The organism is Cupriavidus sp. GW823-FHT07B10, assembly GCF_058794355.1.
Genome location: NZ_JBXAGS010000006.1, coordinates 277,096 through 301,648 on the forward strand (window position 1 = coordinate 277,096; position 24,553 = coordinate 301,648).

The following is a 24,553-nucleotide window of genomic DNA, read 5'->3' on the forward strand; positions in this document are numbered from 1 at the left end:
ATGTCTGTATGTCGGTGCGGGCCCGGTGATCAGCCCAGCTCCTGCACCTTGCGCCCGGCCAGCGCGCTCTTGATCGAACGGTCCATGCGGCGGGCGGCGAATTCGTCGGTACCGTGCGACAGCTTCTCCACCGCGGCGTGGATGGCGTGGTGGTCTTCGCCGGTGGCGATCTCGCGCACCGTAGCCATCAGCGCCTCGACCGCGGTGCGCTCTTCCGCCGACAGCAGGTCGCCATCGGTTTCCAGCGCGCGCTGCGTGGCCTCGACCAGCCGGTCGGCTTCCACGCGCTCTTCGGCCAGCGCGCGGCTCTTCATGTCGTGCTCGGCCTCGCGGAAGCTTTCCTGCAGCATGCGCGCGATATCGTCGTCGGCCAGGCCGTACGACGGCTTGACCGTGACCGAGGCTTCCACACCCGAATGCGTTTCGCGCGCGGTCACCGACAGCAGGCCGTCGGCATCGACCTGGTAGGTCACGCGGATGCGCGCCGCGCCCGCCACCATCGGCGGGATGCCGCGCAGCTCGAAGCGCGCCAGCGAGCGGCAGTCGCTGGCCAGCTCGCGCTCGCCCTGCAGCACGTGGATCGCCATCGCGGTCTGGCCATCCTTGAAGGTGGTAAATTCCTGCGCGCGCGCCACCGGGATGGTGCTGTTGCGCGGGATGATCTTCTCGACCAGGCCGCCCATGGTCTCGACGCCCAGCGACAGCGGGATCACGTCGAGCAGCAGCCAGTCCTCGCCCGGGGCATGGTTGCCGGCCAGCAGGTTGGCCTGCATCGCGGCGCCCAGCGCCACCACGCGGTCCGGGTCGAGGTTGGTCAGCGGGGTCTGGCCGAAGTAGTCGCCCACGGCCTTGCGGATCGACGGCATGCGCGTGGCGCCGCCGACCAGCACCACGCCCTTGACCTCGTCGGGCGCGACGCCCGCGTCGCGCAGCGCCTTGCGCACCGGCGCCAGGGTCTTCTGCACCAGGTGCGCGGTGACCTGGTCGAAGATCTCGACAGTCAGCGTCAGGTGGACGATCTCGCCGGACTCCAGCACGGCGTCGATTACGGTGCTGTCGCTTTCCGACAGCGCTTCCTTGGCCGCGCGCGCACGCACCATCAGCAGGCGCATGTCCTGCGCCGATAGCGGCTGCAGGCTGGCCTGCTCGACGATCCAGCACAGCAGGCGCTGGTCGAAGTCATCGCCGCCGAGGGCCGAGTCGCCGCCGGTGGCCAGCACCTCGAACACGCCCTGCGTGAGCTTGAGCACCGAGATATCGAAGGTGCCGCCGCCCAGGTCGTAAACCGCGTAGATGCCTTCCGAGGCATTGTCCAGGCCGTAGGCAATGGCCGCGGCAGTGGGCTCGTTGAGCAGGCGCAGCACTTCCAGGCCGGCCAGGCGCGCGGCGTCCTTGGTCGCCTGGCGCTGGGCCTCGTCGAAGTAGGCCGGCACCGTGATGACGGCGCCGACCAGGTCGTCGCCCAGCGTGTCTTCAGCGCGCTGGCGCAGCGTGGCCAGGATCTCGGCCGAGATCTCCACCGGGCTCTTTACGCCGGCGGCGGTCTTGATCTGCAGCATGCCCGGCGCGTCGACAAAGTCATACGGGCTGTGCTCGATATTGGCCACGTCGCGCAGGCCGCGGCCCATGAAGCGCTTGACCGAGACGATGGTGTTCTTGGGGTCGCGCACCGCTTCTTCCTGGGCCCGGTAGCCGATATGGGCGGTACGGTCCGGCAGGTAGCGCACGACCGACGGCAGCAGCGCGCGGCCGCGCTCGTCGCCCAGCACTTCGGGAATGCTGCTGCGCACCGCGGCCACCAGCGAATTGGTGGTGCCGAGGTCGATGCCGACGGCCAGGCGGCGTTGGTGGGGCGCCGGCGACATGCCGGGTTCGGAAATCTGGAGCAGTGCCATGGTATTTCTTTGCTGTCTTGTGCGGCAGTGGAAACCGCCATGCGGGTGGCATTGGGGAGCGGTTTTCGCGCCGGGCGCCATTGTGTCACGGCCCCGGCAAACGTGCCGGTCAGTGTTCCAGCCGGTCGATGGCCTCGCTGGTATCGTGCTCGATCTTCTCGATAAACATCAGTTGCCGCACCGCGCCGCCAGCCGCCTCGTTGTCGCCGGAATCCAGCAACGCGCCCAGTGCTTCGTGGCGCTCACGCTTTTCCTGGCGCAGCTCGCGCAGCAGCGCATCGAGCCGGTCCACTGCGCGCTCTTCCACCGCTTCCTGCAGCGCTTCGCGCCATTCCATCTGCTGCATCAGGAAGGCCGGAGTCATGGCCGTGTTGTTCTCGGCCTGCACATCGACGCCGCGCAGCTTCAGCAGGTAGGTCGCGCGCCGCAACGGCTGGCGCAGCGTACGGTAGGCTTCATTGGCATGCGCGGCCCATTGCATGGCCACGCGGCGCTCGGCGTCGCCCGCCTTGGCAAAGCGGTCCGGATGCGCCTGCGACTGCACGGTGCGGTACGCCGCATCCAGCGCGGCGTCATCGACGCCGTACTGCGCCGGCAGGCCGAACAGCGCAAAAAAATCGTCTTTCAACTGCTTCCCCAAGAAAAAAGAGCGGCCGCGCCGCCCCTTTGTCCATTGCCGCCACGGCGCCGCTCAGGCGGGCTTGCGTGCCCACTCGGCCGGCGGTTCGTTGCGGTCGCACTTCAGGCAGTTCACCCGCATGCCGATCATGCCGGCGCGGCCCTGCTCGCTTTGCGTCCATGGCCGCGACTGCCATGGCGGGTCGTGCCGCATATGCTGGCCGTGCCCGCATTCGAGTTCGGCCACCCAGTGGCCTTCCTCGTCCCGGCGGAACCCGACGATGCTGCGCTCCACCGGGGCTTGCTTGCGCTGGCGCGCCTCAGACCGTGAAGGACTCGCCGCAGCCGCACTCGTCCTTGACGTTGGGGTTGTTGAAGCGGAAACCTTCGTTCAACCCTTCACGTGCGTAGTCGAGTTCGGTGCCGTCGATATACGGCAGGCTCTTGGCGTCGACGATGACCTTGATGCCGTGCGATTCGAACACCGCGTCTTCCGGCAGCAGCTCGTCGACGTATTCCAGCTTGTAGGCCAGGCCCGAGCAGCCGGTGGTCTTCACGCCCAGGCGCAGGCCCACGCCCTTGCCGCGGCGTTCCAGGTAGCGGGCCACATGCTTGGCCGCCTTCTCGGTCATGGTGATCATCGTTGCGTCTTCCTTCGTCGATGCCGTGGTCAGTGCGACAGAATCAGGCAGCCTTCTGCTCGGCGCCGTGCTTCTTCTTGTAGTCTTCGACGGCGGCCTTGATCGCGTCTTCGGCCAGGATCGAGCAGTGGATCTTCACCGGCGGCAGCGCCAGTTCTTCGGCGATCTGGGTGTTCTTGATCTCCAGCGCCTGGTCCACGGTCTTGCCCTTGACCCACTCGGTCACGAGCGAGGACGAGGCAATGGCCGAGCCGCAGCCGTAGGTCTTGAACTTGGCGTCTTCGATCACGCCCGCCTCGTTGACCTTGATCTGCAGCTTCATCACGTCGCCGCAGGCCGGCGCACCGACCATGCCGGTGCCGACCGCATCGTCGTTCTTGTCGAACGAACCGACGTTGCGGGGGTTTTCATAGTGATCGAGAACCTTGGTGCTGTATGACATTTTGCTTACCTCTTGCGTATCTTTGCGGGGGTATTGCGTTTTGTTCTGATGATCTGTGCGGGCGCGTCAGTGCGCGGCCCACTGGATCGAATTCAAATCGACGCCGTCCTTGAACATTTCCCACAGCGGCGACAGGTCGCGCAGCTTGCCGATCTTGCTCTTGAGCAGTTCGATGGTGTAGTCGATCTCCTGCTCGGTGGTGAAGCGGCCCACCGTGAAGCGGATCGAGCTGTGCGCCAGTTCGTCGTTGCGGCCCAGGGCGCGCAGCACATACGACGGCTCCAGCGAGGCCGAGGTGCAGGCCGAACCCGACGACACCGCCACGTCCTTGATCGCCATGATCAGCGACTCGCCTTCGACGAAGTTGAAGCTGACATTCAGGTTGTGCGGCACGCGCTGTTCCAGGTCGCCGTTCAGGTAGACCTCTTCCATGTCCGACAGGCCGTTCCACAGGCGGTCGCGCAGCATGCGGATGCGTTCGTTCTCGGTCGCCATCTCTTCGCGGGCGATGCGGAAGGCTTCGCCCATGCCGACGATCTGGTGCGTGGCCAGCGTGCCCGAGCGCATGCCGCGCTCATGGCCGCCGCCGTGCATCTGCGCCTCGATGCGCACGCGCGGCTTGCGGCGCACGTACAGCGCGCCGATGCCCTTGGGGCCGTAGGTCTTGTGGGCCGAGAACGACATCAGGTCGCACTTCAGCTTGCCCAGGTCGATCGCCACCTTGCCGGTTGCCTGCGCGGCGTCGCAATGGAAGATGATGCCCTTCTCGCGGCAGATCTCGCCGATCTGCGCGACGTCCTGGATCACGCCGATCTCGTTGTTGACCAGCATCACCGACACCAGGATGGTGTCCGGGCGCAGCGCCTGCTTGAACACTTCCATGTCGAGCAGGCCGTTTTCCTTCACGTCCAGGTAGGTCACTTCAAAGCCCTGGCGCTCCAGCTCGCGCGTGGTGTCGAGCACGGCCTTGTGCTCGGTCTTCAGGGTGATGATGTGCTTGCCCTTGCCCGAATAGAAGTTCGCGGCGCCCTTGATCGCCAGGTTGTTCGATTCGGTCGCACCCGAGGTCCACACGATCTCGCGCGGATCGGCGCCGACCAGTGCGGCCACCTGCTCACGTGCTTCTTCCACCGCGCGCTCCGCTTCCCAGCCGTACGCGTGGCTGCGCGAGGCGGGGTTGCCGAACTGCTCGCGCAGGTACGGAATCATCTTGTCCGCCACGCGCGGGTCCACCGGCGTGGTGGCCGAGTAATCCATGTAGATGGGGAAATGTGGGGTGCTCATCGTTATGACTGCCTTGTTAGGGACCGCTGATCGCTGTTTTGCTGTCGTTGCCTGGGCGCGCTCAGGACTGCGCCAGGCTGAAAACTGAATTCACCATTCTGGCCCGGACCGGCTTTTCCTGCTTGTCGGCCTTGCCGCGCGCAGCGGCCGCGACCGGCTGCGCGGCGTCCTCGCGCATGTCGTGCAGCACGGCCGGCTGGCGCTCGCGCTGCTGGTCCACCAGGTTCTTGAGGGAAACGGAGTCGAGGTACTCGACCATCTTCTGGTTCAGCGTGGCCCACAGTTCATGGGTCATGCAGCGCCCGGAGCCGTCATCTCCGTTACAATTGCCCTTGCCGCCGCACTGGGTGGCATCCAGGGGCTCGTCCACGGCGATGATGATGTCCGCCACGGTGACGTCTTCGGCCTTGCGCGCCAGACTGTAGCCGCCGCCCGGGCCGCGCACGCTTTCGACGATCTCGTGCCGGCGCAGCTTGCCAAACAACTGCTCCAGGTAGGACAGCGAGATCTTTTGCCGCTGGCTGATGCCGGCGAGCGTGACCGGTCCCTGGTCCTGGCGCATGGCCAGGTCGATCATCGCAGTGACCGCGAAGCGGCCTTTGGTGGTCAGTCTCATGGTGCAGGGCTCTGGGGGTGAAGCTAATACTTGATCGTTTCCGTCAAGTATAAAGGTACCCGACTAAATCAGTCAACTACCCCTGCCGCAGCGCACCACGCCCCGATCACGCTTCGCGCCCGCCCGCGGCCGTCTCCGGGCCTGCCGTGCGCGGCGGAATCACCAGCGACAACGGGTGCTTCAGGATGCGCCGCCGCACGGCCGCGCTCAGTTCGGCGCGGTCCAGGCGCCGCAGGTTGCGTGACCGCAGCGCCATATTGAACGCCAGCGCGAAGCTCACCGCCACGTTCAGCATCCCCATCAGCGCAATGCCCGCCGCCGCCAGCCACAGCGACGGCATGCGCAGTGCATCCAGCCCCAGCACGCCGATGGCGGCGCCGACCGAGCCCGTCGACAGCGTCACATGGCGCACTTCCATATGGGGCCCGAAGAAGCTCAGGATTTCCGGCCCCAGCCCCAGCAGCAGGCCCAGCGACACGTTGGCGGCTATGCCCGACAGGTTGCGCTTCCAGAAATCCGCCAGACGGGTGGCGCCGCGCGCACCCAGCACGTACTGGAGGCGCCGGTTGTAGGCCATCACGTCGTGCACGCGATGCAGCGCGAACCAGTTGTCGGCCCAGCCGGCAATCAGGCTGGACAGCCACAGCAGCACGCCGGTGAAGGCGGCATAGAGCGGCGTCGGGCCCAGGATCGAGAACGACTCGATGGTGGCAATCGCCTTGGCCGGCGTGATCAGGTTGGCGCCGAGCAGTTTGTGCGCCAGCCACTGGATCCCCAGCGCCACCGGGAACACCACCGCCAGGTTGCCGACGATCGCCGCCGCGTTGGAGCGGATCATGGCAATGGTGTCGTCGACGAATATCTCGCGCCCTTCCGGCCGCCCTGCCCCGTCCAGCCGGTGCGCCAGCGCCGGCCCGGTCATGGCCGGCTGCTTGGTCGCCAGCGTGAAGTGCGCAAAGTGGATGGCCAGGAAGCTGCCGGCGTAGTTGAGCGAGGCCAGCAACCCTTCACTGAACTTGTCCAGGTGCAGGCCGTAGATCAGGAACTTCAGGTACACGGTGGCGACCGAGACCAGGCCGCCGCCGGCCGCGGCGCGCACCAGCTCGGCGTATTCCTTGCGGTCGCGCGTGATGTAGTGCTCGCCGGTCTCGGCCGAGCGCTCCACCACCTTGCGCGCCAGCTGCGCGAACGAGGTGCCGGCCAGGTGCGAGATGCTGCGCCGGGCCTGGGTCGATCGGATCAGCTCCGCCACCAGGTGCGCATGCATGCCGGGCCGGCGGGGCTCGACCCAGGCCGCCAGCAGCAGCTCGATGCGGCTGAGCTGCACCTTCATGCGCTCGATCTGGAACACCACCTCGACCGACACGCCGTTTTCTTCCAGGTCCTCATACACCTGGCGGATCGCGGCATGGCAGCCGTCCAGCAGCGCGCGGAAGTAGTTCAGGCGGTGGCCAAAGCTGTTGTCGTCATGGCGCAGGCCCTCTTCACGCAAGGCCTGGATGGCCTCGTCCAGGCGGAAGAACGGTGTCTCTTCCACGCGCCCGGCCAGGCGCGAACGGATCGCCTGACTCAGGCCGGTGGCGCGCACCTGGCTGACCAGCACCGCGATGCTGGTGGCCAGCGTCTGGCCCAGCGCATCGCGATAGTGCGCCATGCCCGCCACTTCGCCCCCGGCGCTGCCGGCCTGCAGCACGCGCGCCAGCCGCGCCAGCAGCCCATCGTCGATGGCCTCGACCCACTCCGCGTCCTCATCCCCGACGAACACCAGCGCAAACAGCCCCGCCATGTCGCTGCGGTTGGGCGGCGGCGGCAGGAAGCGGTTCTGCAGCCGGCCCACCATCTCGCTGACGAAGCCCGGGTGCAGGGCCACGCCGGTATCGCAGAACAGTCCGGTGGGGTCGTTCTCGCGCACCAGGCTGCGCACCGTCAGGGCGAAACGCCCGGCCCAGTCGGGATGCCGCTCCAGCACCTGCAGCAGGTAGCGCAGCCGCACATGCTCGGGGTGGCGGCGGTCCGTGCCAGGTTCCTGGCTGTCAGCATCGGCGCCCAGCCCGCCATCGCGGCGGATCCAGAAGCCCAACTCGATCAGCCAGCCGTTGCGCTCGGCCAGCGGCGCCTCAGGATCGGCAGCGGCCAGGATGGCGTCGAGCTGCAGGCTTGCATTGCGCGATTCGCGCCATTTGCGGAACAGTTTGCGAAGCATGGATTCTCGTGGGATCGGTCCGCCGGCCGCGGCGCCGGAGGCGGCGCGGCGCGGGCCGCAGAAAGGACGATGGAGCGGGCGCCGGGATCAGCCGGCGTTGCCTTGCAGGCGCTGGCGCAACTCGGCCACCAGGCCGTCGCAGGCATCTTCGATGTAGTCGAGCACGCGCTCGAAGCCATCGCCTTCGCCGTAGTAGGGGTCCGGCACCTCGTCGGCGTCGTGGCGGGTGGCGAAGCTCATCAGCAGGCGCAGCTTGGCGCCGGCATCGGGGCGCAGCCGCGCCAGGCCGGCCAGGTTCTCGCGGTCCATCGCCAGGATCAGGTCGAAGCGGTCGAAGTCAGGCAGGCCGACCTTGCGCGCGCGCAGCGCGGACAGGTCATAGCCGCGCTGCAGCGCGTGGCGCTGGGTGCGGGGATCGGGCGCGCGGCCCAGGTGGTATTCATGCGTGCCCGCCGAATCCAGTTCCACCAGTGCGTCCAGCCCCGCCGCAGCCAGCTTGGCGCGCAGCACGCCCTCCGCCGTCGGGGAACGGCAGATGTTCCCCATGCAACACATCAGGATGGCGTATGTCTTCATCGGATCACGGCTTGGCGGGAGTGGAACGGCGGGCGCACCGGCACACGGCAGGGCCGCCGGCCGGACAGCCGCAATTCTACCCGCAGCCCTTCAGGCCAGCTGCTTGGCCAGCCGCTCGCCGTGCGCAAACCCGGCCACTTCCGCGGCCTCGCGCGATTTGTAGTGCTCGGTGATGCGCGAGGTCTCGGTCAGCGTGCCGGCGGCGCGGATATTGGTGCCGGGGCGGCAGACGCGCACGGTGTAGGACCATTCGCTCTGTGAGCGCTGTTTGACCTGGACCTGCACCTCGTGGGTTTCATAGACCTTCTTCTTCCATTCACCGATATCGCTCATTGTGGTTCTCCACGGAAAATGGGTGATGCCTGGCTAGTTGACCTCGCCGGCGTCGATCGCGCGCATGGCGCCGGCCTCCGCCAGGGCGATGGCCCCTTCGGGCGTGGGCGCGTCGCCCGCAATCGCCTCGTAGCTGGGGCCGGATGGCTCGCCGAAGGCATCGGCGATGCGCATCTGCGCCGCAAACCCGCCGGCGGCATTGGGGACCGCGCTGACCACGACCGCGTAGCCGCCGTATTCAAACTGGCGTTCCATCTTGCCTCCTTCGCGGCAGCCTTCGCGCTTTCACCCTTCATGACCGGCGCCGCCGCGAATTTCACTATAGGCGAAGCGCGCGTGGCGGTGCGGCGTATCAGGCAGGCGGCAGCGCGCCCTCTCCGCTGGCGCCGAACACCTGCGCCTTGAGCTTGGCCAGCTGGTCGCGCACCTGCGCCGCCTGCTCGAACTCCAGGTTGCGGGCGTGGTCGAGCATGAGCTTCTCCAAACGCCTGATTTCCTTGGAGACCTGCTTCTCGCTCATGTCCTCGTAGCGGGCCTGCTCCTGCGCCGCCAGCAGCTCGGCCCTGGCATCGTTGACGCTATAGACGCCGTCGATAATGTCCTTGATGCGCTTGACCACGCCGCGCGGCGTGATGCCGTTGGCCTCGTTGAAGGCGATCTGCTTGGCACGGCGGCGCTCGGTCTCTCCAATCGCCTTCTTCATCGACTCGGTCATGCGGTCCGCGTACAGGATCGCGGTACCGTTGACGTTGCGCGCGGCGCGCCCGATGGTCTGGATCAGCGAGCGCTCGGCGCGCAGGAAGCCTTCCTTGTCCGCATCGAGGATCGCCACCAGCGACACCTCGGGAATATCCAGGCCTTCGCGCAGCAGGTTGATGCCCACCAGCACGTCGAAGGTGCCCAGGCGCAGGTCGCGGATGATCTCCACGCGCTCGACCGTGTCGATGTCCGAGTGCAGGTAGCGCACCTTGACGCCGTTCTCGGACAGGAACTCGGTCAGCTGCTCGGCCATGCGCTTGGTCAGCGTGGTCACCAGCACGCGTTCGCCAACCTCCACGCGGGCGTGGATTTCCGATAGCAGGTCATCCACCTGCGTGGTCGCCGGGCGCACCATGATGATGGGATCGACCAGCCCGGTCGGACGCACCACCTGCTCCACCACCTGCCCGGCATTGTCCTGCTCGAACTGCGCCGGCGTGGCCGAAACAAACATCACCTGGCGCATCTTGCGCTCGAATTCGTCGAACTTCAGCGGCCGGTTGTCCAGCGCCGAGGGCAGCCGGAAGCCGTACTCCACCAGCGTGGTCTTGCGCGCGCGGTCGCCGTTGTACATGCCGTTGAGCTGGCCGATCAGCACGTGCGACTCGTCCAGGAACATCAGCGCGTCGGGCGGCAGGTAGTCGACCAGCGTCGGCGGCGGCTCGCCCGGCTTCGCGCCGGACAGGTGCCGCGAATAGTTCTCGATGCCCTTGCAGAAGCCCAGCTCGGACAGCATTTCCAGGTCGAAGCGGGTGCGCTGCTCAAGCCGCTGCGCCTCCACCAGCCGGTTTTCCTTGTGGAAGAACTCCAGCCGCTCGCGCAGCTCCGACTTGATCGCCTCGATCGCGCGCAGCACGGTCTCGCGCGGGGTCACATAGTGGCTCGACGGATAGACCGTGAAGCGCGGGATCTTCTGGCGCACGCGGCCAGTCAGCGGGTCGAAGAACTGCAGCGACTCGACTTCGTCGTCGAACATCTCCAGCCGCACCGCCATCTCGGCATGCTCGGCCGGGAAGATGTCGATGGTGTCGCCGCGCACGCGGAAGGTGCCGCGCTGGAAATCGGTCTCGTTGCGGGTGTACTGCATCGCGATCAGGCGCGCGATCACATCGCGCTGGCTGATCTTGTCGCCGGCCCGCAAGGTGAGAATCATCTGGTGGTATTCGGTCGGGTTGCCGATACCATAGATCGCAGAGACGGTCGCCACGATGATCGTGTCGCGGCGCTCCAGCAGGCTCTTGGTCGCCGACAGCCGCATCTGCTCGATATGCTCGTTGATCGACGAGTCCTTCTCGATAAACAGGTCGCGCTGCGGGACGTAGGCCTCGGGCTGGTAGTAATCGTAGTAGCTGACGAAGTACTCGACCGCGTTGCGCGGGAAGAACTCGCGAAACTCGGCGTAGAGCTGGGCCGCCAGCGTCTTGTTGGGCGCGAACACGATCGCCGGCCGTCCCATCCGGGCGATCACATTGGCCATGGTGAAGGTCTTGCCCGAACCCGTCACCCCCAGCAGCGTCTGGAACGACAGGCCGTCCTCGACCCCCTCCACCAGTTGCCGGATGGCCTCCGGCTGGTCGCCGGCGGGCGGGAACGGCTGGTAGAGCTGGAACGGGGAGCCGGGGAATGTGACGAATTTGTCTTCGTCCAGGGCCGGCGCGGCTTCTGCAAGGTTCGACATAGGGGGCGAATTTACGGGCGGAATTAGGGAAATACCTCAGGAATACGGGGCGAATACGCTAGAATCTTGGGGTTGCCAGCCCCCGCTTCAAGCCGGAAGCGTCACGGGGGCCTGTCAGCCCCCAGCGCAGTCCGAAGCATTCTACGCCTTCCCGTTTTCTTACATAGCCGACCACGAGATTCCAAATGAGTTTGTTTTCTGCCGTCGAGATGGCCCCGCGCGACCCGATCCTGGGCCTCAACGAAGCCTTCAATGCCGATACCCGCCCGACCAAGGTCAACCTGGGCGTTGGCGTGTACTTCACCGACGAAGGGAAAATCCCCCTGCTGCGCGCCGTCCAGGAGGCAGAAAAGGCACGTCTGACCACCGCCACGCCGCGTGGCTACCTGCCGATCGAAGGCATTGCCGCCTATGACCAGGCCGTGCAGACGCTGCTGTTCGGCAAGGAATCGCCGCTGATCACGGAAGGCCGCGTGGTGACGGCCCAGGCACTCGGCGGCACCGGCGCGCTGAAGATCGGCGCCGACTTCCTGAAGCGCCTGTATCCGGACGCCAAGGTCGCCATCAGCGACCCGAGCTGGGAAAACCACCGCGCACTGTTCGAATCCGCCGGCTTCCCGGTGGTCAACTATGCCTACTACGATGCCCCCAGCCACGGCCTGAACTTTGCCGGCATGGTGGAATCGCTGAAGTCGTTCCCGGCCAACACCATCGTCGTGCTGCACGCCTGCTGCCACAACCCGACCGGCGTGGACCTGTCGCCCGAGCAGTGGAAGCAGGTGGTGGAACTGGTCAAGGAACGCAACCTGATCCCGTTCCTGGACATGGCCTACCAGGGCTTTGCCGACGGCATCGACCCGGACGGCGCCGCCGTGCGCCTGTTCGCGGACTCCGGACTGCCCTTCTTCGTGTCGAGCTCGTTCTCGAAGAGCTTCTCGCTGTACGGCGAGCGCGTCGGCGCGCTGTCGATCGTCACCACCAGCAAGGAAGAAGCGCAGCGCGTGATGTCGCAGGTCAAGCGCGTGATCCGCACCAACTACTCCAACCCGCCGACGCACGGCGGCACCGTGGTCGCGACCGTGCTGAACAGCCCGGAACTGCGCGCCATGTGGGAAGAAGAGCTGGCCGAGATGCGCGACCGCATCAAGCTGATGCGCCATGCGCTGGTCGACAAGCTGGCCGCCAAGGGCGTGCCGGGCGACTTCTCCTTCGTCAAGGCGCAGCGCGGCATGTTCTCGTACTCGGGCCTGACCTCGGCCCAGGTGGACCGCCTGCGCAACGAGCATGGCATCTACGCCGTCGGCACCGGCCGCATCTGCGTGGCCGCGCTGAACAGCCGCAACATCGACGCCGTCGTCGATGCGATCGCAGCTGTGATGTAAAAGGCTTTTGCAATCGCCATCCCGCAACGGGTGGCGACTGGCGCAAGCGTCACAAAGCAATGCACAAAAAGCGGCTTCGGCCGCTTTTTGCATTTGTTTACGATTTATCAGCCAATGTCATCAAGAAATCAGCCTTTTACCTTATTGTTTTCCGCAGCAACGGATGTACTTTAAGGTATATGCTGCAGAGCAAGATCGTTAGCACGGTCGTTCGGTTAAAGGCATAATCGGCGCCACGATCCCCCGGTGTATTGTCAGTACATTAGTACTTGGTAGTACGTACCTCTTAGCTAGACCCAGGCAGAAAAGGCATGCTCTACCAATTGCATGAGTTCCAGCGCTCGATCCTGCACCCGCTGACCGCGTGGGCCCAGGCGACCGCCAAGACCTTCACCAACCCCCTCAGCCCGCTCTCGCTGGTTCCCGGCGCACCCCGCCTGGCTGCCGGCTATGAACTGCTGTACCGGCTCGGCAAGGAATACGAAAAGCCGGCATTCGACATCAAGTCGGTGCGCTCCAACGGGCGCGACATCCCCATCGTCGAGCAGACCGTGCTTGAAAAGCCGTTCTGCAAGCTGGTGCGCTTCAAGCGCTATGCCGACGACCCGGAGACCATCAAGCTGCTCAAGGATGAGCCGGTGGTGCTGGTGGCCGCGCCGCTGTCGGGCCACCATGCCACGCTGCTGCGCGACACGGTGCGCACGCTGCTGCAGGACCACAAGGTCTACGTCACCGACTGGATCGACGCACGCATGGTGCCGGTCGAGGAAGGCGCGTTCCACCTGTCGGACTACATCTACTACATCCAGGAATTCATCCGCCATATCGGCGCCGAGAACCTGCATGTGATCTCGGTATGCCAGCCCACCGTGCCGGTGCTGGCCGCGATCTCGCTGATGGCCTCGGCCGGCGAGAAGACGCCGCGCACCATGACCATGATGGGCGGCCCGATCGACGCCCGCAAGAGCCCCACCGCGGTCAACTCGCTGGCGACCAACAAGTCGTTCGAGTGGTTCGAGAACAACGTCATCTACACCGTGCCGGCCAACTACCCCGGCCACGGCCGCCGCGTCTACCCGGGCTTTTTGCAGCATGCCGGTTTCGTGGCGATGAACCCGGACCGGCACCTTTCCTCGCACTATGACTTCTACCTGAGCCTGGTCGAGGGCGATGCGGATGACGCCGAAGCCCACGTGCGCTTCTACGACGAATACAACGCGGTGCTCGACATGGCCGCCGAGTACTACCTCGACACCATCCGCGAGGTGTTCCAGGAATTCCGCCTGGCCAACGGCACCTGGGCCATCGACGGCAATCCGGTGCGGCCGCAGGACATCAAGAGCACCGCGCTGATGACCGTCGAGGGCGAACTGGACGACATCTCGGGCGCGGGCCAGACCGCCGCGGCGCACGACCTGTGCGCCGGCATCCCGAAAACCCGCAAGCAGCACCTGAACGCGGCACACTGCGGCCACTACGGCATCTTCTCGGGCCGGCGCTGGCGCGAAGAGATCTACCCGCAGCTGCGCGACTTTATCCGCAAGTACCACCAGGCCTCGGCCACCAGGTAAGAAGACGCCCGCGATTGCGGGCGTTTCTTCTTGCGGGGCCGGGCCGGGATGCTCAGTGCTTCTTCAGGTAGCTGAGCAGCATTTCCGAGTGCAGCTCGGCAAAGCGCTCATGCTCCTGCTGCGAGGCCACGTCGCGGCCGATCACGGCACTGATGGTATAGCGGTTGGACAGCACGTAGTAGCCCAGCGCGGAAATCGTCAGGTAGAACTGCGGCACGTCGATATCGTCGCGGAACACGCCTTGTTCCTGCCCGCGCCGGATCACGTCGGCCAGCACATCCACCACCGGGTTGATCAGCTGCTGCAGCTGCGCCGACTTCTTCAGGTGCCGGGCCTCGTGCAGGTTCTCGCTGTTGACCAGGCGGATGAACTCCGGGTGCTCGTAATACCAGTCCCAGACGAAACGCGCCAGCGTGCGCACGCCCTGGACCGGGTCTTCGTCGACCAGGTGCAGCTGCTCCTCGTCGGCGCGGAAATTAGCGTATTGCTTCTCAAGCACCGCCAGGAACAGGCCTTCCTTGCTGCCGTAGTAGTAGTACAGCATGCGTTCGTTGGTTTCCGCGCGCCGGGCAATCTGGTCGACGCGGGCGCCGGCCAGACCCCCCTTGGCGAATTCCTCGGTGGCCGCAGCGAGGATGCGTCGGCGCGTCCCTTCCGGGTCGCGTTTGGTCTTGGGCTCAGTTGACATGGGGTGGCTGGTCGATCGTTGCGCGGATTATGGCATAGGCCGGAATGCGGCAATCCGGCGGTGCGCGCATCATCGCCGTTTCTGCCCGCCGGCGAAATCGGGGATAATCCTTGCGGCGCGATGGCTCGCAGGGGTCCACAGAGATCCCGGTGCCGCAGGGTCGCTGGCCTATTGTCCGCCGCCGGGTTCGGCTGTTATGTCGCCAAACCCTCACAGCGCCCCGTAAATATCGTGTCTTGACCGTTCTGATCCGGCCTTGGTCCCTGTCTTGTCCCCTGATTTCCTGCCCGTAGTCGTGAATCCCGCCGTCAAGTCCCTTGCCGACCGCATCGAAGCGCTGCTGCCACAGACCCAGTGCACAAAATGCGGCTTCAACGGCTGCCGCCCCTACGCCGAAGCCATGGCCAGCGGCGAAGCCGCCTGCAACCGCTGCCCGCCCGGCGGCGCGGAAGGAATCGTGCGCCTGGCCGCGGCGCTCGGCACCGAACCACTGCCGCTGGACCCGGAGCGCGGCAGCGAACAGCCGCGCGCGGTGGCCCGCATCGACGAGAGCCTTTGCATCGGCTGCACGCTTTGCATCCAGGCCTGCCCGGTCGATGCGATTGCCGGCGCCGCCAAGCAGATGCATACGGTGATCCCTGACTGGTGCACCGGCTGCGACCTGTGCGTGGCGCCCTGCCCGGTCGACTGCATCGACATGGTCCCGGTCACCGGCGCGCGCACCGGCTGGGCCGCGTGGTCGCAGGCGCAGGCCGATGCCGCGCACGCGCGCTACCTGGCGCGCAATGCGCGGCTGGTGCGCGAGCGCGAGGAAAACGACGCGCGCCTGGCCGCCAAGGCCGCCGCCAAGCTGGCCGCGGTGCAAGCCGAAGCGCCGGAGAACGATGCCGAGCGCGCCGCGCAGGAACGCAAGCGCGCCATCATCCAGGCCGCCATCGAACGCGCCCGGCAGAAGCAGCAGGCCGCGCAGCCGCGCAATACGGAGAACGTCTCGGCTGCGGTGCAGGCCCAGATCGACGCCGCCGAAGCACGGCGCGCGCGCGCGGGGCTTGCCAGGCCTGGATCCAACCAGAACGCCAATACCGACCCGGAAGAAAAACAATGAACGCCGCCAAGTGCCGTGCCATCTTTGAGACGCTGCGCGAAACCAACCCTGCCCCGGCCACCGAACTGGAATACAGCTCGCCGTTCGAGCTGCTGATCGCCGTGCTGCTGTCGGCGCAGGCGACCGACGTCGGCGTCAACAAGGCCACGCGGCGGCTGTTCCCGGTAGCGCATACCCCACGCCAGATGCTGGACCTGGGCGAAGCCGGCCTCAGCGAGTACATCAAGACCATCGGGCTGTACAAGACCAAGGCGAAGCATGTGATCGAAACCTGCCGCATCCTGGTCGAGCGCCACGGCGGCAAGGTCCCGCCCGAGCGCGAAGCGCTGGAGGCGCTGCCGGGCGTGGGCCGCAAGACCGCCAACGTGGTGCTCAACACCGCGTTCGGCGAGCCCACCATCGCGGTGGACACGCATATCTTCCGGGTAGCGAACCGCACCGGGCTGGCGCCGGGCAAGACCGTGCAGATCGTCGAGCAGAAGCTGCTCAAGTGCGTGCCGCATGAGTTCCTGCACGATGCCCACCACTGGCTGATCCTGCACGGCCGCTACGTGTGCAAGGCGCGCAAGCCAGAGTGCTGGCACTGCGTGATCGAACCGCTATGCGAGTTCAGGGAAAAGACGCCGGCGCCGCAGCTGTAACCCGGGCCTGGTGTCCTAGTCCGGCTCGTGCGCCAGCACCAGGGCCAGCTGTAGCGCGGTGCGCGCGACCACCTCCACCTCGGGCGCGTAGCCGTGCGTGATCCAGCGCAGGGCGATGTGGACCACCCCGCCCGCCACCCCCGCCGTCAGCAACGGATCGAGCTTGCGTCCCGGCGGCAGCAGCGCTTGCGCGAGCAGCCCGCCGAATTCATCCAGCGAATCCGCCAGCGCCCCGTCGACCAGCTTGCTGACGCCGCGGATTTCCACCAGGAACACCCGCGCTGAACGCGGCTCGCGCCGCAGCGCCCCGAAATAGGCGCGCAGCATGGCCAGCGCGCGTTGCTGGCCCTCGCCTCCGGCCCCCTCGCCCGCCAGGGCGAGGGTGTGCAGCAAGCGGTGGGTCACCGTTTGAAACGATGCCAGCAGCAAGGCCTCGCTGTTGGCGAACGACTCATAGAAATACCGTTCGGTCAGGCCCGCGGCCTCGCACACGGCCTTGACGGTGGCGTTCTGGTAGCCGCGCTCGCCGTAGACCTGCACGGCCGCGGCAATCAGCTGCACACGGCGTTGGGCACGTCGTTCTTCGGCTTCGGCGCCGCGGTAGCGACGCGCGGGGGTGAGCTCGGTCGTCATGCGCGCCATTATGACATTCCCTATTGTCAGATTCCTTGCCGGATCGCTTCTGACAATCTATGTTGTCAGAAGCGCCACTCGCCCGGACCCCCCCATGACCGCCTCAAGTCCCGATGACGCAGTCCTTGATGTCCTGATCGTAGGCGCCGGCCTGTCCGGCATCGGCGCCGCGCGCCAGCTGCAAATGCGCTGCCCCGGCAAGCGCTACGCCATCCTGGAGGCGCGTGAGGCCATGGGTGGCACCTGGGACCTGTTCCGCTACCCGGGCATCCGCTCGGATTCGGACATGTACACGCTGGGCTACCGCTTCAAGCCCTGGCGCGGCGCCAAGGCCATCGCCGACGGGCCGTCGATTCGCGCCTACATCCGCGAAACCGCCGAAGAGGCCGGCATCACGTCACATATCCGCTTCGGCCATCGGGTCATCAGCGCGGCATGGGACAGCGCCGCAGCCTGCTGGACGGTCGAAGCCGAACGCACCGCGGACCACAGCCGGCTGCGCCTGCGCACACGCTTTCTCTATGTGTGCGCAGGCTATTACAGCTATGCCGAGGGCCACCGGCCCGAATTTGCAGGCGAAGCGCAATTCCGCGGCAGCATGGTGCATCCGCAGTTCTGGGACGAATCGCTCGACTATGCCGGCAAGCGCGTGGTGGTGATCGGCAGCGGCGCCACGGCGGTCACGCTGGTGCCGGCCATGGCGAAAAGCGCCGCGCACGTGACGATGCTGCAGCGCTCTCCCACCTATATCGTGACGCGCCCCGGCGAGGACGCCATCGCCCACAAGCTGCGCCGCGTGCTGCCGGAGCGGCTGGCCTACGCCGCCACGCGCTGGAAGAACGTGCTGCTGGGCATGATGTTCTTCCAGCTGGCGCGGCGCCGGCCGGACCGCGTCAGGCAGCGCCTGATCGGCATGGCGGCAGCGCAACTGGCGCCGGGCTATGACGTCGGCACCCACTTCACGCCCCGCTACCGGCCCTGGGACCAGCGCCTGTGCCTGGTGCCCGACGGCGACCTGTTCCGAGCGATCCGCGACGGGCGCGCATCGGTGGTGACCGACACCATCGACCGGTTCACCGAGAACGGCATCGTGCTGGCCAGCGGCAAGACGCTGGCCGCGGATGTCGTGGTGGTGGCCACCGGCCTCAAGCTGAACATGCTGGGCGACATTGCGCTCACCGTGGACGGCCAGCCGCGCCGCCCCGCCGAATGCCTGGCCTACAAGGGGATGATGCTGAGCGATGTGCCCAACCTCGTGCTGGCCTTCGGGTACACCAATGCCTCGTGGACGCTCAAGGCCGACCTCACGGCCGAGTACGTCTGCCGCCTGCTGCGTCATATGGATCGCCACGCCCACCGCATTGCCGTGCCGCGCGCCCCGGCTGACGTTGAGCCGACCCCGTTCCTGGATTTCACCTCCGGCTACGTGCAGCGTGCCGCCACCGTGCTGCCCCGGCAAGGGCATCGCAAGCCATGGCGCGTGCACCAGAACTACCTGAAAGACCTGCTGACGATCCGGCACGGGCGCATCGCAGACGGCGTGTTGCAGTTCGATGTCCCGCCTCCCTCTCCCCTGGCACACCGGGCGCACCGGGACGGCCAGGACACCACCGACAACAACACGGTGCCGGCCGTTGCCGCCAGCGAGGTGCAATCATGACCATCGTCCTGACCGTTTTCGCGGTGCTGATCGGGCTGATCCTGGCGCTGGGCGCGTCGCTGTATCTGTACACGTGGCGCACCGCGCGGCGCATCGAAGCCGCCATGCCGCCGCACGGCCGCTTTGTCGACGTGCCCGGCGCGCGGCTGCACGTGGTGGAGCGCGGCCAGGGCCCGGCGGTGCTGCTGGTGCATGGCCTGTCCGGCCAGCTTGAGAATTTTGGCTACGGCATGATCGGGCCGCTTGCCGAGCACTTCCGCGTGATCGCCGTCGACCGCCCCGGCGCGGGCCACTCCATACGCACGCCGGGCAGCGCCGCGGACCTGCCGGCGCAGGCCGCAGCGCTCGCCGCGCTGTGCGACAAGCTTGGCCTGGAGCGTCCGCTGGTGGTGGGCCATTCGCTGGGTGGCGCGATTGCGCTGGCACTGGCCATCCACCACCCCGAGCGCGTGGGCGGGCTGGCACTGATCGCGCCGCTCACGCACCCGCCCAAGGCGATCTCGCCGGTGTTCCAGGCCATGACCGTGCCCAGCGCGTGGCTGCGCCGGCTGATGGCATGGACGCTGGTGGTGCCGATGTCGATTCGGCGCCGCGAAGCCGTGATGGACATCGTGTTCGGCCCGGACCCGGTGCCGGACGACTTCCCGACGCGCGGAGGCGGGCTGCTGGCGCTGCGGCCGCGCCACTTCCTGGCCGCGTCCGAAGACCTGATCGGCGCCGCGCAGAGCCTGCCGGCGCTGCTGCACCGCTACGGCACGCTGCGCGTGCCGGTCAGTGTCCTCTACGGCCGCGAAGACCGCATCCTGGATTTTGCCGAGCATGGCGAAGCGCTCGCCGCCACGGTTCCGGGCGCCACGCTGACATTGGTCAGCGGCGGGCATATGCTGCCGGTGACCGCCATCGACACCAGCGTCGATTTCGTCCGCGACGCCGTCGCCCGGCTTCAAGTCCCCGCGCCGGCCCAGGCGCAGGTCGCCTGATCCACGGAGCCCCGCCCATGGCCACCACCACCGCTTCCAACCCCTACAAGCACAATGTCTTCGCCGCGTTCCAGGCCGTTCGCAAGCTGATGGCGAACGGCAACGACACGGAGCAGGTGTTCCGCATCATGCGCGCGCTCAACGGGCCGTCCATGCCCCGCAACTTCAACCGGCTGCTGAGCACGCCCGACGGGCGGCGCATGGTCTACCAGCGCATCGAGCTGGCGGAGCGCCTGTCCGATCCCGCCTACGTGGCCAGGTTCGCACCGGGCACGGTGGGCGCGGCCTATCGCGCGTTCCTGGAACAGACCGGCTACAGCGCTGACGGGCTGGCCAAGGTCTCGAACCTGGACCAGGAACCGTTGATCGAGGACGCCTACATGTGGTTCGGCCGGCGTACCCGCGACATCCACGACATCTGGCATGTGCTCACCGGCTACCGGGCCGATGAAAGCCTTGGCGAAGCCGCACTGGTGGCATTCAGCTATGCGCAGACCGGCGGCAAGGGCTGGGCCTTCATCGCCATCGCGGCGTCGCTGAAAAGCCTGCGCGTGAGCGGCAGGCTGGCCTTTGCGCGGGCCGTGCTGGAAGGCTACCGGCTGGGCCGGCGCGCCCTCTGGCTGTTGGGCGAGGACTACGAGAAGCTGCTGCACGAACCCATCGGCGCGGCCCGCGCGCGGCTTGGCATTGCCGAACCCCAGCGCTACCTGGCCTGCAATCCCGATCCCCTGCAGGAGTGGACGGCCTGAAGCGCTGCTGCGTGCCCCAAAAAAAAGCGACCACGGCCGGGTCGCTTTTTTGATGGTGCGCAGCGCGATCAGACGATGCGGCAGGCTTCGTCGAACGACAGGCGCGGGCCGCGCGGGAACAGCTTGTCGGCCTCGCCGTAGCCCAGGTTGCACAGGAAGTTGACCTGCCACTTGCCATCGGGGAAGAAGGCTGCGTTGACCTTGTCGGCATCGAAGCCGCCCATCGGGCCGCAGTCCAGGCCCAGCGCGCGCGCCGCCAGGATGAAGTAGCCGCCTTGCAGCGAGCTGTTCATCAGCGCGTCGCGGGCGATCTTCTCGTCGTTGCCGGCGTACCAGGAACGGGCGTCGGCATGCGGGAACAGCTTGGGCAGCTGGTCGTGGAAGGCGGTGTCGAAGGCGATGACGGCCGTCACCGGCGCCGAACGGGTCTTGTCGACGTTGCCGGCCGACACGCAGTCCACCAGACGCGCCTTCTCGGCAGCGCTCTTGACGAACACGATGCGCGCCGGGCTGCTGTTGGCAGCGGTCGGGCCGAACTTCATCGCTTCATAGATCTGGTGCAGCACGGCGTCGTCCACGTGGCGGTCCTGCCACACGTTGTGCGTGCGGGCTTCGGTGAACAGCTGCGCCAGCGCGGCGTTGTCGATCTGGGACATGCGCTTCTTTCCTGTAAGGGATTTGAGGGAAGGGGCGATTGTACCCAACGCTTTGTGCGCGCCACGACAGCGCCTTTGAGCAACCCGTTCAATTCCCTTGCATATCGGCGCGGGCCGGCACCGGCGCACTGCCCCTGCGGGTCAGCCACAGCACGCCGGCCAGGATCAGCCCGCCGCCCACGGCCTGCGCCGTGCCGATATGCTCGCCCAGCAGCAGCGCCGCCAGCAACACGGTGACCACCGGCTCCAGCGTCGACAGCATCGACGCCTGCGCCGCGCCCAGTCGCTGCAGGCCGGCGAAGAAGGTCAGGATCGCCAGCACCGTCGACAGCAGCGCGATGCCCGCCAGCGCCAGCCAGCCGCCGGCAGTGGCCGGGAACTGCGGCGGCGCGCCCGCCCCCATCCGCAGCAGGCCGACGGCGCCGTAGACCAGCGCCGCCGCGGTGCAGATCACCGTGGTGGTGGCAATCGGGTTGACGCCAGCGGTCACGCGCGCGCCGACGATGATATAGACCGAGTAGATCACCGCCGCCGCCAGCCCCAGCGCGATCCCCAGCGGCGAGCCCTCGCCGCCGCCGACGGTCAGGCCGGCGCCGACCGAGCACAGCACCAGCGCGATCACCGCGGCGGTGGTCAGCCGCTCCTTCAGGAAGATGGCCGCCAGGATCGTCACGAACAGCGGGTACAGGTATAGCAACAGCGCCACCAGGCTGGCCTGCGCATGGTTGAGTGCGCTGAAGAAGCAGAACGACTGGCCGACATAGCCGATGCCGCCCATCGCCGCCAGCGCCAGCACGCGGCGCCACGGCGGCAGGCCGATGCCGCGCGTGCGCATCACCCAGGCCAGTGCCGCGGCGGCCAGCACGAAGCGCACCAGCAGCAGCCCGTAGACATCCGCGCCGGCCGCGTAGGCAAAGCGCGCGAAGATCGCCATGGCGCCAAAGGCGCTGGCCGACAGCGCGATCAGCAGCACGCCGGCCAGCTTGTCGCGGGCATGGTCCGGGGCGGTTTGGGCGGAAGCGGTCATCGGGCGGGCGGGAAGTCGGCGATCCCGCATTCTACTTGGCGCCGTCTGCAGCAACCGGGCCGCCAGCGCGGGCCGCGGCCCTCGTTTACAATGTCGCCACCATGTTTAATCCCTCACGAGAAGAAGTCCGCCGGTTCTTCTGCGATGCCTGGCAGAAGCAGCTCACAGGCGGCGTGCTGACCCCGCTGGAAGCCATCGCCGTCGACTGGATCGGCGAGCACCCCGAGTACCACGGCCTGCTGCGCGACACCGAAGGTGCGCTGTCGCAGGACTACACACCCGAGCAAGGCCAGACCAACCCCTTCCTGCACCTGTCGATGCACCTGTCGATCTCCGAGCAGGTCTCGGTCGACCAGCCGCGCGGCATCCGCCAGGCCTATGAGGCGCTGGCACGCCGCCTGGATTCCCCGCACGAAGCGCAGCACCAGGTGATGGAATGCCTGGGCGAAATGCTGTGGCAGGCACAGCGCACCGGCCAGCCGCCCGACGGCGACCACTATGTCGATTGCGTCAAGCGCCGCGCCAACCGCTAAGTCCGGTACGCGTCACGCATCAAGTGCAGCGTACAATTCGTCACAACCCTCCGATGGGTGCGTGGTAGTCTTTGCGGGTCCGCATTTTCCCTAGCCGCGTTGCCGTCACATGGCGGCGCGGTGCCCGCAAGCCATGTCCCGTATTGCCCTCCCCCGCCGGCGCCGGCTCGCGCCCGCCGGCCGCGCCGTTGCCCCGCTCTGCCTGTCGCTGATGCTGGCCTGGCCCCTCGCCGGCCACGCCGGCGTGGCGCTGTTGCAACCGCCGCGCGTGATCGACGGCAACCAGCCGCTCACGCTGACGCTGGTAGTCAGCGCCGACGACGCCACGCGCCGCTACCGTATTCCCGACACGCTCGAAGTGACCGCCTCGGGCGACCTGCAGGCGCCGGTGCGGCTGGTGCTGTGGCGCGAAGTCTCGGGCCCGGCCGTGGTCAACCTGCGCCGCGGCGAGCACCGCGCGATCCGCTACACGGTGGCGCTGCCGCCGGCCCTGCGCGGCCAGGTGCGGCTGGATGCCACCGGCATCGACGCCGCGCCGGTGCTGTTGACGCTGAACCGCCTGCCGCGGCCCGGTGAATCCGCCACCGCTGAACCGCCGGTTGCCGGCAAGGCGCTGGCAGCGAACGGCTTGGAGCCGGCCACCGAAGCCGCCGTACCGGTGACCCCGGTCACCACCGCCGACGCTGCCGCACCCGCTCCGGCCGACCTGCGCGACAGCGCCCGGCTATCGTTCCATGACCCGATGTATTTCATGGTCGGCGCGCATGACGGGGCCAACGCCAAGTTCCAGCTGAGCTTCAAGTACCGCCTGTTCCAGGGCGAAGATCCGGCGTCGAAGCGTCTGTTCGACAACCTCTACGTGGCCTACACCCAGTTCTCGCTATGGGACCTGTCCGAGCAGTCCAAGCCGTTCCGCGACACCAACTACCGGCCCAGCCTGTTCTATTACCTGTCGGATACCGGCGTGCGCAACAACGCCATCAGCCGGCTGTCGCTGGCGGCCGGCCTGGAGCATGAATCCAATGGCCGCAACGGCGACGACTCGCGCAGCATCAATACGGTCTTCGTCAAGCCGACCTTCTACTTTGGCGACCAGAACGACTGGCACTGGCGCGTCGCGCCCAAGCTCTACGCCTACGTGGAAAAGGGCGACAACCCCGACATCGCCCACTACCGCGGTTTCATGGACCTGGGCATTGCCTACGGGCGCCCGGACTCATGGGAGTTCTCCGCCACGCTGCGCAAGGGCACGCGCAAGTGGTACGGCAGCGTCGACGCGCAGCTGACCTACCCGATGGCGCGGCTGATCCCCGGCACCGCGGGCTACCTGATGGCGGGCTACTTCGTCGGCTATGGCGAGAGCCTGCTGGACTACAACCACAAGCTGCCGTGGCAGTTCCGCATCGGCTACGCGCTGTCCCGCTGAACCCACTCAGCCGGCCAGCGGCTTGCCGCTGGCCTTGAGCCGCGCATTGGCCACCGCGGCGGCAAACTGGCCGTGGCCATGCCAGCCGGTGGCGCGGCCCAGCTTCTTGCCGTTCCGGAAGAACATGAACACCGGGATGCCATGCAGGCCAAAGCGCCGGCCCAGCCCGGGATGCGCGTAGACGTTGGCATGCAGCCAGCGCAGTTCCAGCGCGCGGATCGGTTCGGGGTTGGCCAGCATGGCCTTCTTGGCCATCTCGCAGTTGAAGCAGTCCTCCCCCCAGAAGAACACGCACACCAGCGCATCGCCCGCAGCGGCGATGGCGGCGTCGATGCTGCCGTCATCGACCTCGCGCATGCCGAATGCCTCGAAGGCGCGGTGGTCGAGGTGGGGGGCCGGGAATGTCGCCGGGCCGGCGCCTGGTTCAGTGGTCATGCTCGCTCCAGAATGACAAACG

Annotated in this window: 26 protein-coding genes; 9 read left to right on the forward strand and 17 right to left on the reverse strand. The window is 67.1% G+C overall.

The genetic code is table 11. The features are described 5' to 3' along the window. Positions 1 to 29: 29 nt before the first annotated feature. From hscA to uvrB, 12 genes are all read right to left on the reverse strand, one after another. Positions 30 to 1,895: a Fe-S protein assembly chaperone HscA gene (gene hscA / locus AC1Q6V_RS15810; protein WP_010809021.1), complete on the reverse strand. Its 1,866-nt coding sequence runs from the start codon at positions 1,893 to 1,895 to the stop codon at positions 30 to 32. 109 nt (positions 1,896 to 2,004) lie between these two features. Continuing rightward, positions 2,005 to 2,523: a Fe-S protein assembly co-chaperone HscB gene (gene hscB, locus AC1Q6V_RS15815; RefSeq protein ID WP_010809022.1), complete on the reverse strand. Its 519-nt coding sequence runs from the start codon at positions 2,521 to 2,523 to the stop codon at positions 2,005 to 2,007. 63 nt (positions 2,524 to 2,586) lie between these two features. Then, on the reverse strand, positions 2,587 to 2,808 hold the full coding sequence (locus AC1Q6V_RS15820; RefSeq protein WP_010809023.1) for a DUF3565 domain-containing protein: 222 nt from the start codon (positions 2,806 to 2,808) through the stop codon (positions 2,587 to 2,589). 25 nt (positions 2,809 to 2,833) lie between these two features. Next, complete coding sequence (iscA, locus tag AC1Q6V_RS15825; RefSeq protein ID WP_010809024.1) at positions 2,834 to 3,154, reverse strand: iron-sulfur cluster assembly protein IscA; 321 nt, start codon at positions 3,152 to 3,154, stop codon at positions 2,834 to 2,836. 43 nt (positions 3,155 to 3,197) lie between these two features. Next, on the reverse strand, positions 3,198 to 3,596 hold the full coding sequence (gene iscU / locus AC1Q6V_RS15830; protein ID WP_010809025.1) for a Fe-S cluster assembly scaffold IscU: 399 nt from the start codon (positions 3,594 to 3,596) through the stop codon (positions 3,198 to 3,200). Between the two features lie 66 nt (positions 3,597 to 3,662). Next, positions 3,663 to 4,886 carry an IscS subfamily cysteine desulfurase gene (locus AC1Q6V_RS15835; RefSeq protein ID WP_269446663.1) on the reverse strand — a complete coding sequence of 408 codons (1,224 nt, stop codon included), beginning with the start codon at positions 4,884 to 4,886 and terminating at the stop codon, positions 3,663 to 3,665. A 55-nt stretch (positions 4,887 to 4,941) separates the two neighbouring features. Beyond that, entirely contained in the window at positions 4,942 to 5,496 is a 555-nt protein-coding gene (gene iscR, locus AC1Q6V_RS15840; RefSeq protein ID WP_011614910.1) for a Fe-S cluster assembly transcriptional regulator IscR, read from the reverse strand. A 106-nt stretch (positions 5,497 to 5,602) separates the two neighbouring features. Continuing rightward, positions 5,603 to 7,699 carry a site-specific recombinase gene (locus AC1Q6V_RS15845; RefSeq protein WP_454749362.1) on the reverse strand — a complete coding sequence of 699 codons (2,097 nt, stop codon included), beginning with the start codon at positions 7,697 to 7,699 and terminating at the stop codon, positions 5,603 to 5,605. An 87-nt stretch (positions 7,700 to 7,786) separates the two neighbouring features. After that, positions 7,787 to 8,275 (reverse strand): low molecular weight protein-tyrosine-phosphatase, encoded by a 489-nt coding sequence (locus AC1Q6V_RS15850; protein WP_010809029.1) that lies wholly within the window; start codon positions 8,273 to 8,275, stop codon positions 7,787 to 7,789. A 90-nt stretch (positions 8,276 to 8,365) separates the two neighbouring features. Next, on the reverse strand, positions 8,366 to 8,608 hold the full coding sequence (locus tag AC1Q6V_RS15855) for a hypothetical protein (RefSeq protein ID WP_010809030.1): 243 nt from the start codon (positions 8,606 to 8,608) through the stop codon (positions 8,366 to 8,368). A 33-nt stretch (positions 8,609 to 8,641) separates the two neighbouring features. Further along, positions 8,642 to 8,863 (reverse strand): hypothetical protein, encoded by a 222-nt coding sequence (locus AC1Q6V_RS15860; protein ID WP_010809031.1) that lies wholly within the window; start codon positions 8,861 to 8,863, stop codon positions 8,642 to 8,644. Between the two features lie 97 nt (positions 8,864 to 8,960). Then, positions 8,961 to 11,045 carry an excinuclease ABC subunit UvrB gene (uvrB, locus tag AC1Q6V_RS15865; protein ID WP_010809032.1) on the reverse strand — a complete coding sequence of 695 codons (2,085 nt, stop codon included), beginning with the start codon at positions 11,043 to 11,045 and terminating at the stop codon, positions 8,961 to 8,963. 185 nt (positions 11,046 to 11,230) lie between these two features. Between uvrB and AC1Q6V_RS15870 the strand changes: the two genes are divergently transcribed. Both AC1Q6V_RS15870 and AC1Q6V_RS15875 read left to right on the forward strand, forming a co-directional pair. Further along, positions 11,231 to 12,427, forward strand: coding sequence for an amino acid aminotransferase (locus AC1Q6V_RS15870; RefSeq protein WP_010809033.1), 1,197 nt, complete (start codon positions 11,231 to 11,233; stop codon positions 12,425 to 12,427). A 311-nt stretch (positions 12,428 to 12,738) separates the two neighbouring features. Continuing rightward, a complete protein-coding gene (locus AC1Q6V_RS15875) occupies positions 12,739 to 13,998 on the forward strand; it encodes a polyhydroxyalkanoate depolymerase (protein ID WP_010809034.1) in 1,260 nt (419 codons plus the stop codon). Positions 13,999 to 14,050: 52 nt separating this feature from the next. Here AC1Q6V_RS15875 and AC1Q6V_RS15880 read toward each other — a convergent pair whose 3' ends face one another. Next, on the reverse strand, positions 14,051 to 14,686 hold the full coding sequence (locus AC1Q6V_RS15880) for a TetR/AcrR family transcriptional regulator (RefSeq protein WP_010809035.1): 636 nt from the start codon (positions 14,684 to 14,686) through the stop codon (positions 14,051 to 14,053). A gap of 295 nt (positions 14,687 to 14,981) precedes the next feature. Between AC1Q6V_RS15880 and rsxB the strand changes: the two genes are divergently transcribed. Together rsxB and nth are read left to right on the forward strand one after the other, a co-directional pair. Further along, positions 14,982 to 15,791, forward strand: coding sequence for an electron transport complex subunit RsxB (gene rsxB, locus AC1Q6V_RS15885; protein WP_454749369.1), 810 nt, complete (start codon positions 14,982 to 14,984; stop codon positions 15,789 to 15,791). Continuing rightward, positions 15,788 to 16,432: an endonuclease III gene (nth, locus tag AC1Q6V_RS15890; RefSeq protein ID WP_011614905.1), complete on the forward strand. Its 645-nt coding sequence runs from the start codon at positions 15,788 to 15,790 to the stop codon at positions 16,430 to 16,432. The genes rsxB and nth overlap by 4 nt, the downstream gene beginning before the upstream one ends. A gap of 15 nt (positions 16,433 to 16,447) precedes the next feature. Here the strand turns inward: nth and AC1Q6V_RS15895 are convergent, their stop codons facing one another. Continuing rightward, positions 16,448 to 17,074 carry a TetR/AcrR family transcriptional regulator gene (locus tag AC1Q6V_RS15895; RefSeq protein ID WP_010809038.1) on the reverse strand — a complete coding sequence of 209 codons (627 nt, stop codon included), beginning with the start codon at positions 17,072 to 17,074 and terminating at the stop codon, positions 16,448 to 16,450. A gap of 85 nt (positions 17,075 to 17,159) precedes the next feature. Here AC1Q6V_RS15895 and AC1Q6V_RS15900 point away from each other — a divergent pair, with 85 nt between their 5' ends. From AC1Q6V_RS15900 to AC1Q6V_RS15910, 3 genes are read left to right on the forward strand one after another with little or no spacing between them, the layout of a single operon-like run. Then, entirely contained in the window at positions 17,160 to 18,725 is a 1,566-nt protein-coding gene (locus AC1Q6V_RS15900) for a flavin-containing monooxygenase (protein WP_454749361.1), read from the forward strand. Continuing rightward, complete coding sequence (locus tag AC1Q6V_RS15905; protein WP_454749360.1) at positions 18,722 to 19,705, forward strand: alpha/beta fold hydrolase; 984 nt, start codon at positions 18,722 to 18,724, stop codon at positions 19,703 to 19,705. The genes AC1Q6V_RS15900 and AC1Q6V_RS15905 overlap by 4 nt, the downstream gene beginning before the upstream one ends. A gap of 17 nt (positions 19,706 to 19,722) precedes the next feature. Continuing rightward, entirely contained in the window at positions 19,723 to 20,454 is a 732-nt protein-coding gene (locus tag AC1Q6V_RS15910) for a Coq4 family protein (protein WP_454749359.1), read from the forward strand. Between the two features lie 68 nt (positions 20,455 to 20,522). Here the strand turns inward: AC1Q6V_RS15910 and AC1Q6V_RS15915 are convergent, their stop codons facing one another. Both AC1Q6V_RS15915 and AC1Q6V_RS15920 read right to left on the reverse strand, forming a co-directional pair. Continuing rightward, complete coding sequence (locus AC1Q6V_RS15915) at positions 20,523 to 21,110, reverse strand: malonic semialdehyde reductase (RefSeq protein WP_454749358.1); 588 nt, start codon at positions 21,108 to 21,110, stop codon at positions 20,523 to 20,525. A gap of 88 nt (positions 21,111 to 21,198) precedes the next feature. Continuing rightward, positions 21,199 to 22,137, reverse strand: a complete 939-nt coding sequence (locus AC1Q6V_RS15920) for a DMT family transporter (RefSeq protein WP_454749357.1) — start codon at positions 22,135 to 22,137, stop codon at positions 21,199 to 21,201. A 101-nt stretch (positions 22,138 to 22,238) separates the two neighbouring features. Here AC1Q6V_RS15920 and AC1Q6V_RS15925 point away from each other — a divergent pair, with 101 nt between their 5' ends. Then, complete coding sequence (locus AC1Q6V_RS15925; RefSeq protein WP_010809044.1) at positions 22,239 to 22,670, forward strand: DUF1841 family protein; 432 nt, start codon at positions 22,239 to 22,241, stop codon at positions 22,668 to 22,670. A gap of 133 nt (positions 22,671 to 22,803) precedes the next feature. Further along, a complete protein-coding gene (locus tag AC1Q6V_RS15930; protein WP_454749356.1) occupies positions 22,804 to 24,096 on the forward strand; it encodes a phospholipase A in 1,293 nt (430 codons plus the stop codon). A 6-nt stretch (positions 24,097 to 24,102) separates the two neighbouring features. Here the strand turns inward: AC1Q6V_RS15930 and AC1Q6V_RS15935 are convergent, their stop codons facing one another. Continuing rightward, a complete protein-coding gene (locus AC1Q6V_RS15935) occupies positions 24,103 to 24,531 on the reverse strand; it encodes a thioredoxin family protein (RefSeq protein ID WP_011614899.1) in 429 nt (142 codons plus the stop codon). Between the last annotated feature and the right edge of the window lie 22 nt (positions 24,532 to 24,553).

Coding starts and splice junctions, on each gene's coding strand:
- AC1Q6V_RS15925 (WP_010809044.1), top strand. CDS start 22,239: ATGTTTAATCCCTCACGAGAAGAAGTCCGCCGGTTCTTCTGCGATGCC.
- AC1Q6V_RS15920 (WP_454749357.1), bottom strand. CDS start 22,137: ATGACCGCTTCCGCCCAAACCGCCCCGGACCATGCCCGCGACAAGCTG.
- AC1Q6V_RS15845 (WP_454749362.1), bottom strand. CDS start 7,699: ATGCTTCGCAAACTGTTCCGCAAATGGCGCGAATCGCGCAATGCAAGC.
- AC1Q6V_RS15900 (WP_454749361.1), top strand. CDS start 17,160: ATGACCGCCTCAAGTCCCGATGACGCAGTCCTTGATGTCCTGATCGTA.
- AC1Q6V_RS15880 (WP_010809035.1), bottom strand. CDS start 14,686: ATGTCAACTGAGCCCAAGACCAAACGCGACCCGGAAGGGACGCGCCGA.
- AC1Q6V_RS15915 (WP_454749358.1), bottom strand. CDS start 21,110: ATGTCCCAGATCGACAACGCCGCGCTGGCGCAGCTGTTCACCGAAGCC.
- AC1Q6V_RS15905 (WP_454749360.1), top strand. CDS start 18,722: ATGACCATCGTCCTGACCGTTTTCGCGGTGCTGATCGGGCTGATCCTG.
- AC1Q6V_RS15870 (WP_010809033.1), top strand. CDS start 11,231: ATGAGTTTGTTTTCTGCCGTCGAGATGGCCCCGCGCGACCCGATCCTG.
- iscA (WP_010809024.1), bottom strand. CDS start 3,154: ATGATCACCATGACCGAGAAGGCGGCCAAGCATGTGGCCCGCTACCTG.
- AC1Q6V_RS15850 (WP_010809029.1), bottom strand. CDS start 8,275: ATGAAGACATACGCCATCCTGATGTGTTGCATGGGGAACATCTGCCGT.
- AC1Q6V_RS15910 (WP_454749359.1), top strand. CDS start 19,723: ATGGCCACCACCACCGCTTCCAACCCCTACAAGCACAATGTCTTCGCC.
- AC1Q6V_RS15895 (WP_010809038.1), bottom strand. CDS start 17,074: ATGGCGCGCATGACGACCGAGCTCACCCCCGCGCGTCGCTACCGCGGC.
- nth (WP_011614905.1), top strand. CDS start 15,788: ATGAACGCCGCCAAGTGCCGTGCCATCTTTGAGACGCTGCGCGAAACC.
- AC1Q6V_RS15875 (WP_010809034.1), top strand. CDS start 12,739: ATGCTCTACCAATTGCATGAGTTCCAGCGCTCGATCCTGCACCCGCTG.
- uvrB (WP_010809032.1), bottom strand. CDS start 11,045: ATGTCGAACCTTGCAGAAGCCGCGCCGGCCCTGGACGAAGACAAATTC.
- iscR (WP_011614910.1), bottom strand. CDS start 5,496: ATGAGACTGACCACCAAAGGCCGCTTCGCGGTCACTGCGATGATCGAC.
- hscA (WP_010809021.1), bottom strand. CDS start 1,895: ATGGCACTGCTCCAGATTTCCGAACCCGGCATGTCGCCGGCGCCCCAC.
- AC1Q6V_RS15935 (WP_011614899.1), bottom strand. CDS start 24,531: ATGACCACTGAACCAGGCGCCGGCCCGGCGACATTCCCGGCCCCCCAC.
- AC1Q6V_RS15930 (WP_454749356.1), top strand. CDS start 22,804: ATGTCCCGTATTGCCCTCCCCCGCCGGCGCCGGCTCGCGCCCGCCGGC.
- iscU (WP_010809025.1), bottom strand. CDS start 3,596: ATGTCATACAGCACCAAGGTTCTCGATCACTATGAAAACCCCCGCAAC.
- AC1Q6V_RS15855 (WP_010809030.1), bottom strand. CDS start 8,608: ATGAGCGATATCGGTGAATGGAAGAAGAAGGTCTATGAAACCCACGAG.
- AC1Q6V_RS15860 (WP_010809031.1), bottom strand. CDS start 8,863: ATGGAACGCCAGTTTGAATACGGCGGCTACGCGGTCGTGGTCAGCGCG.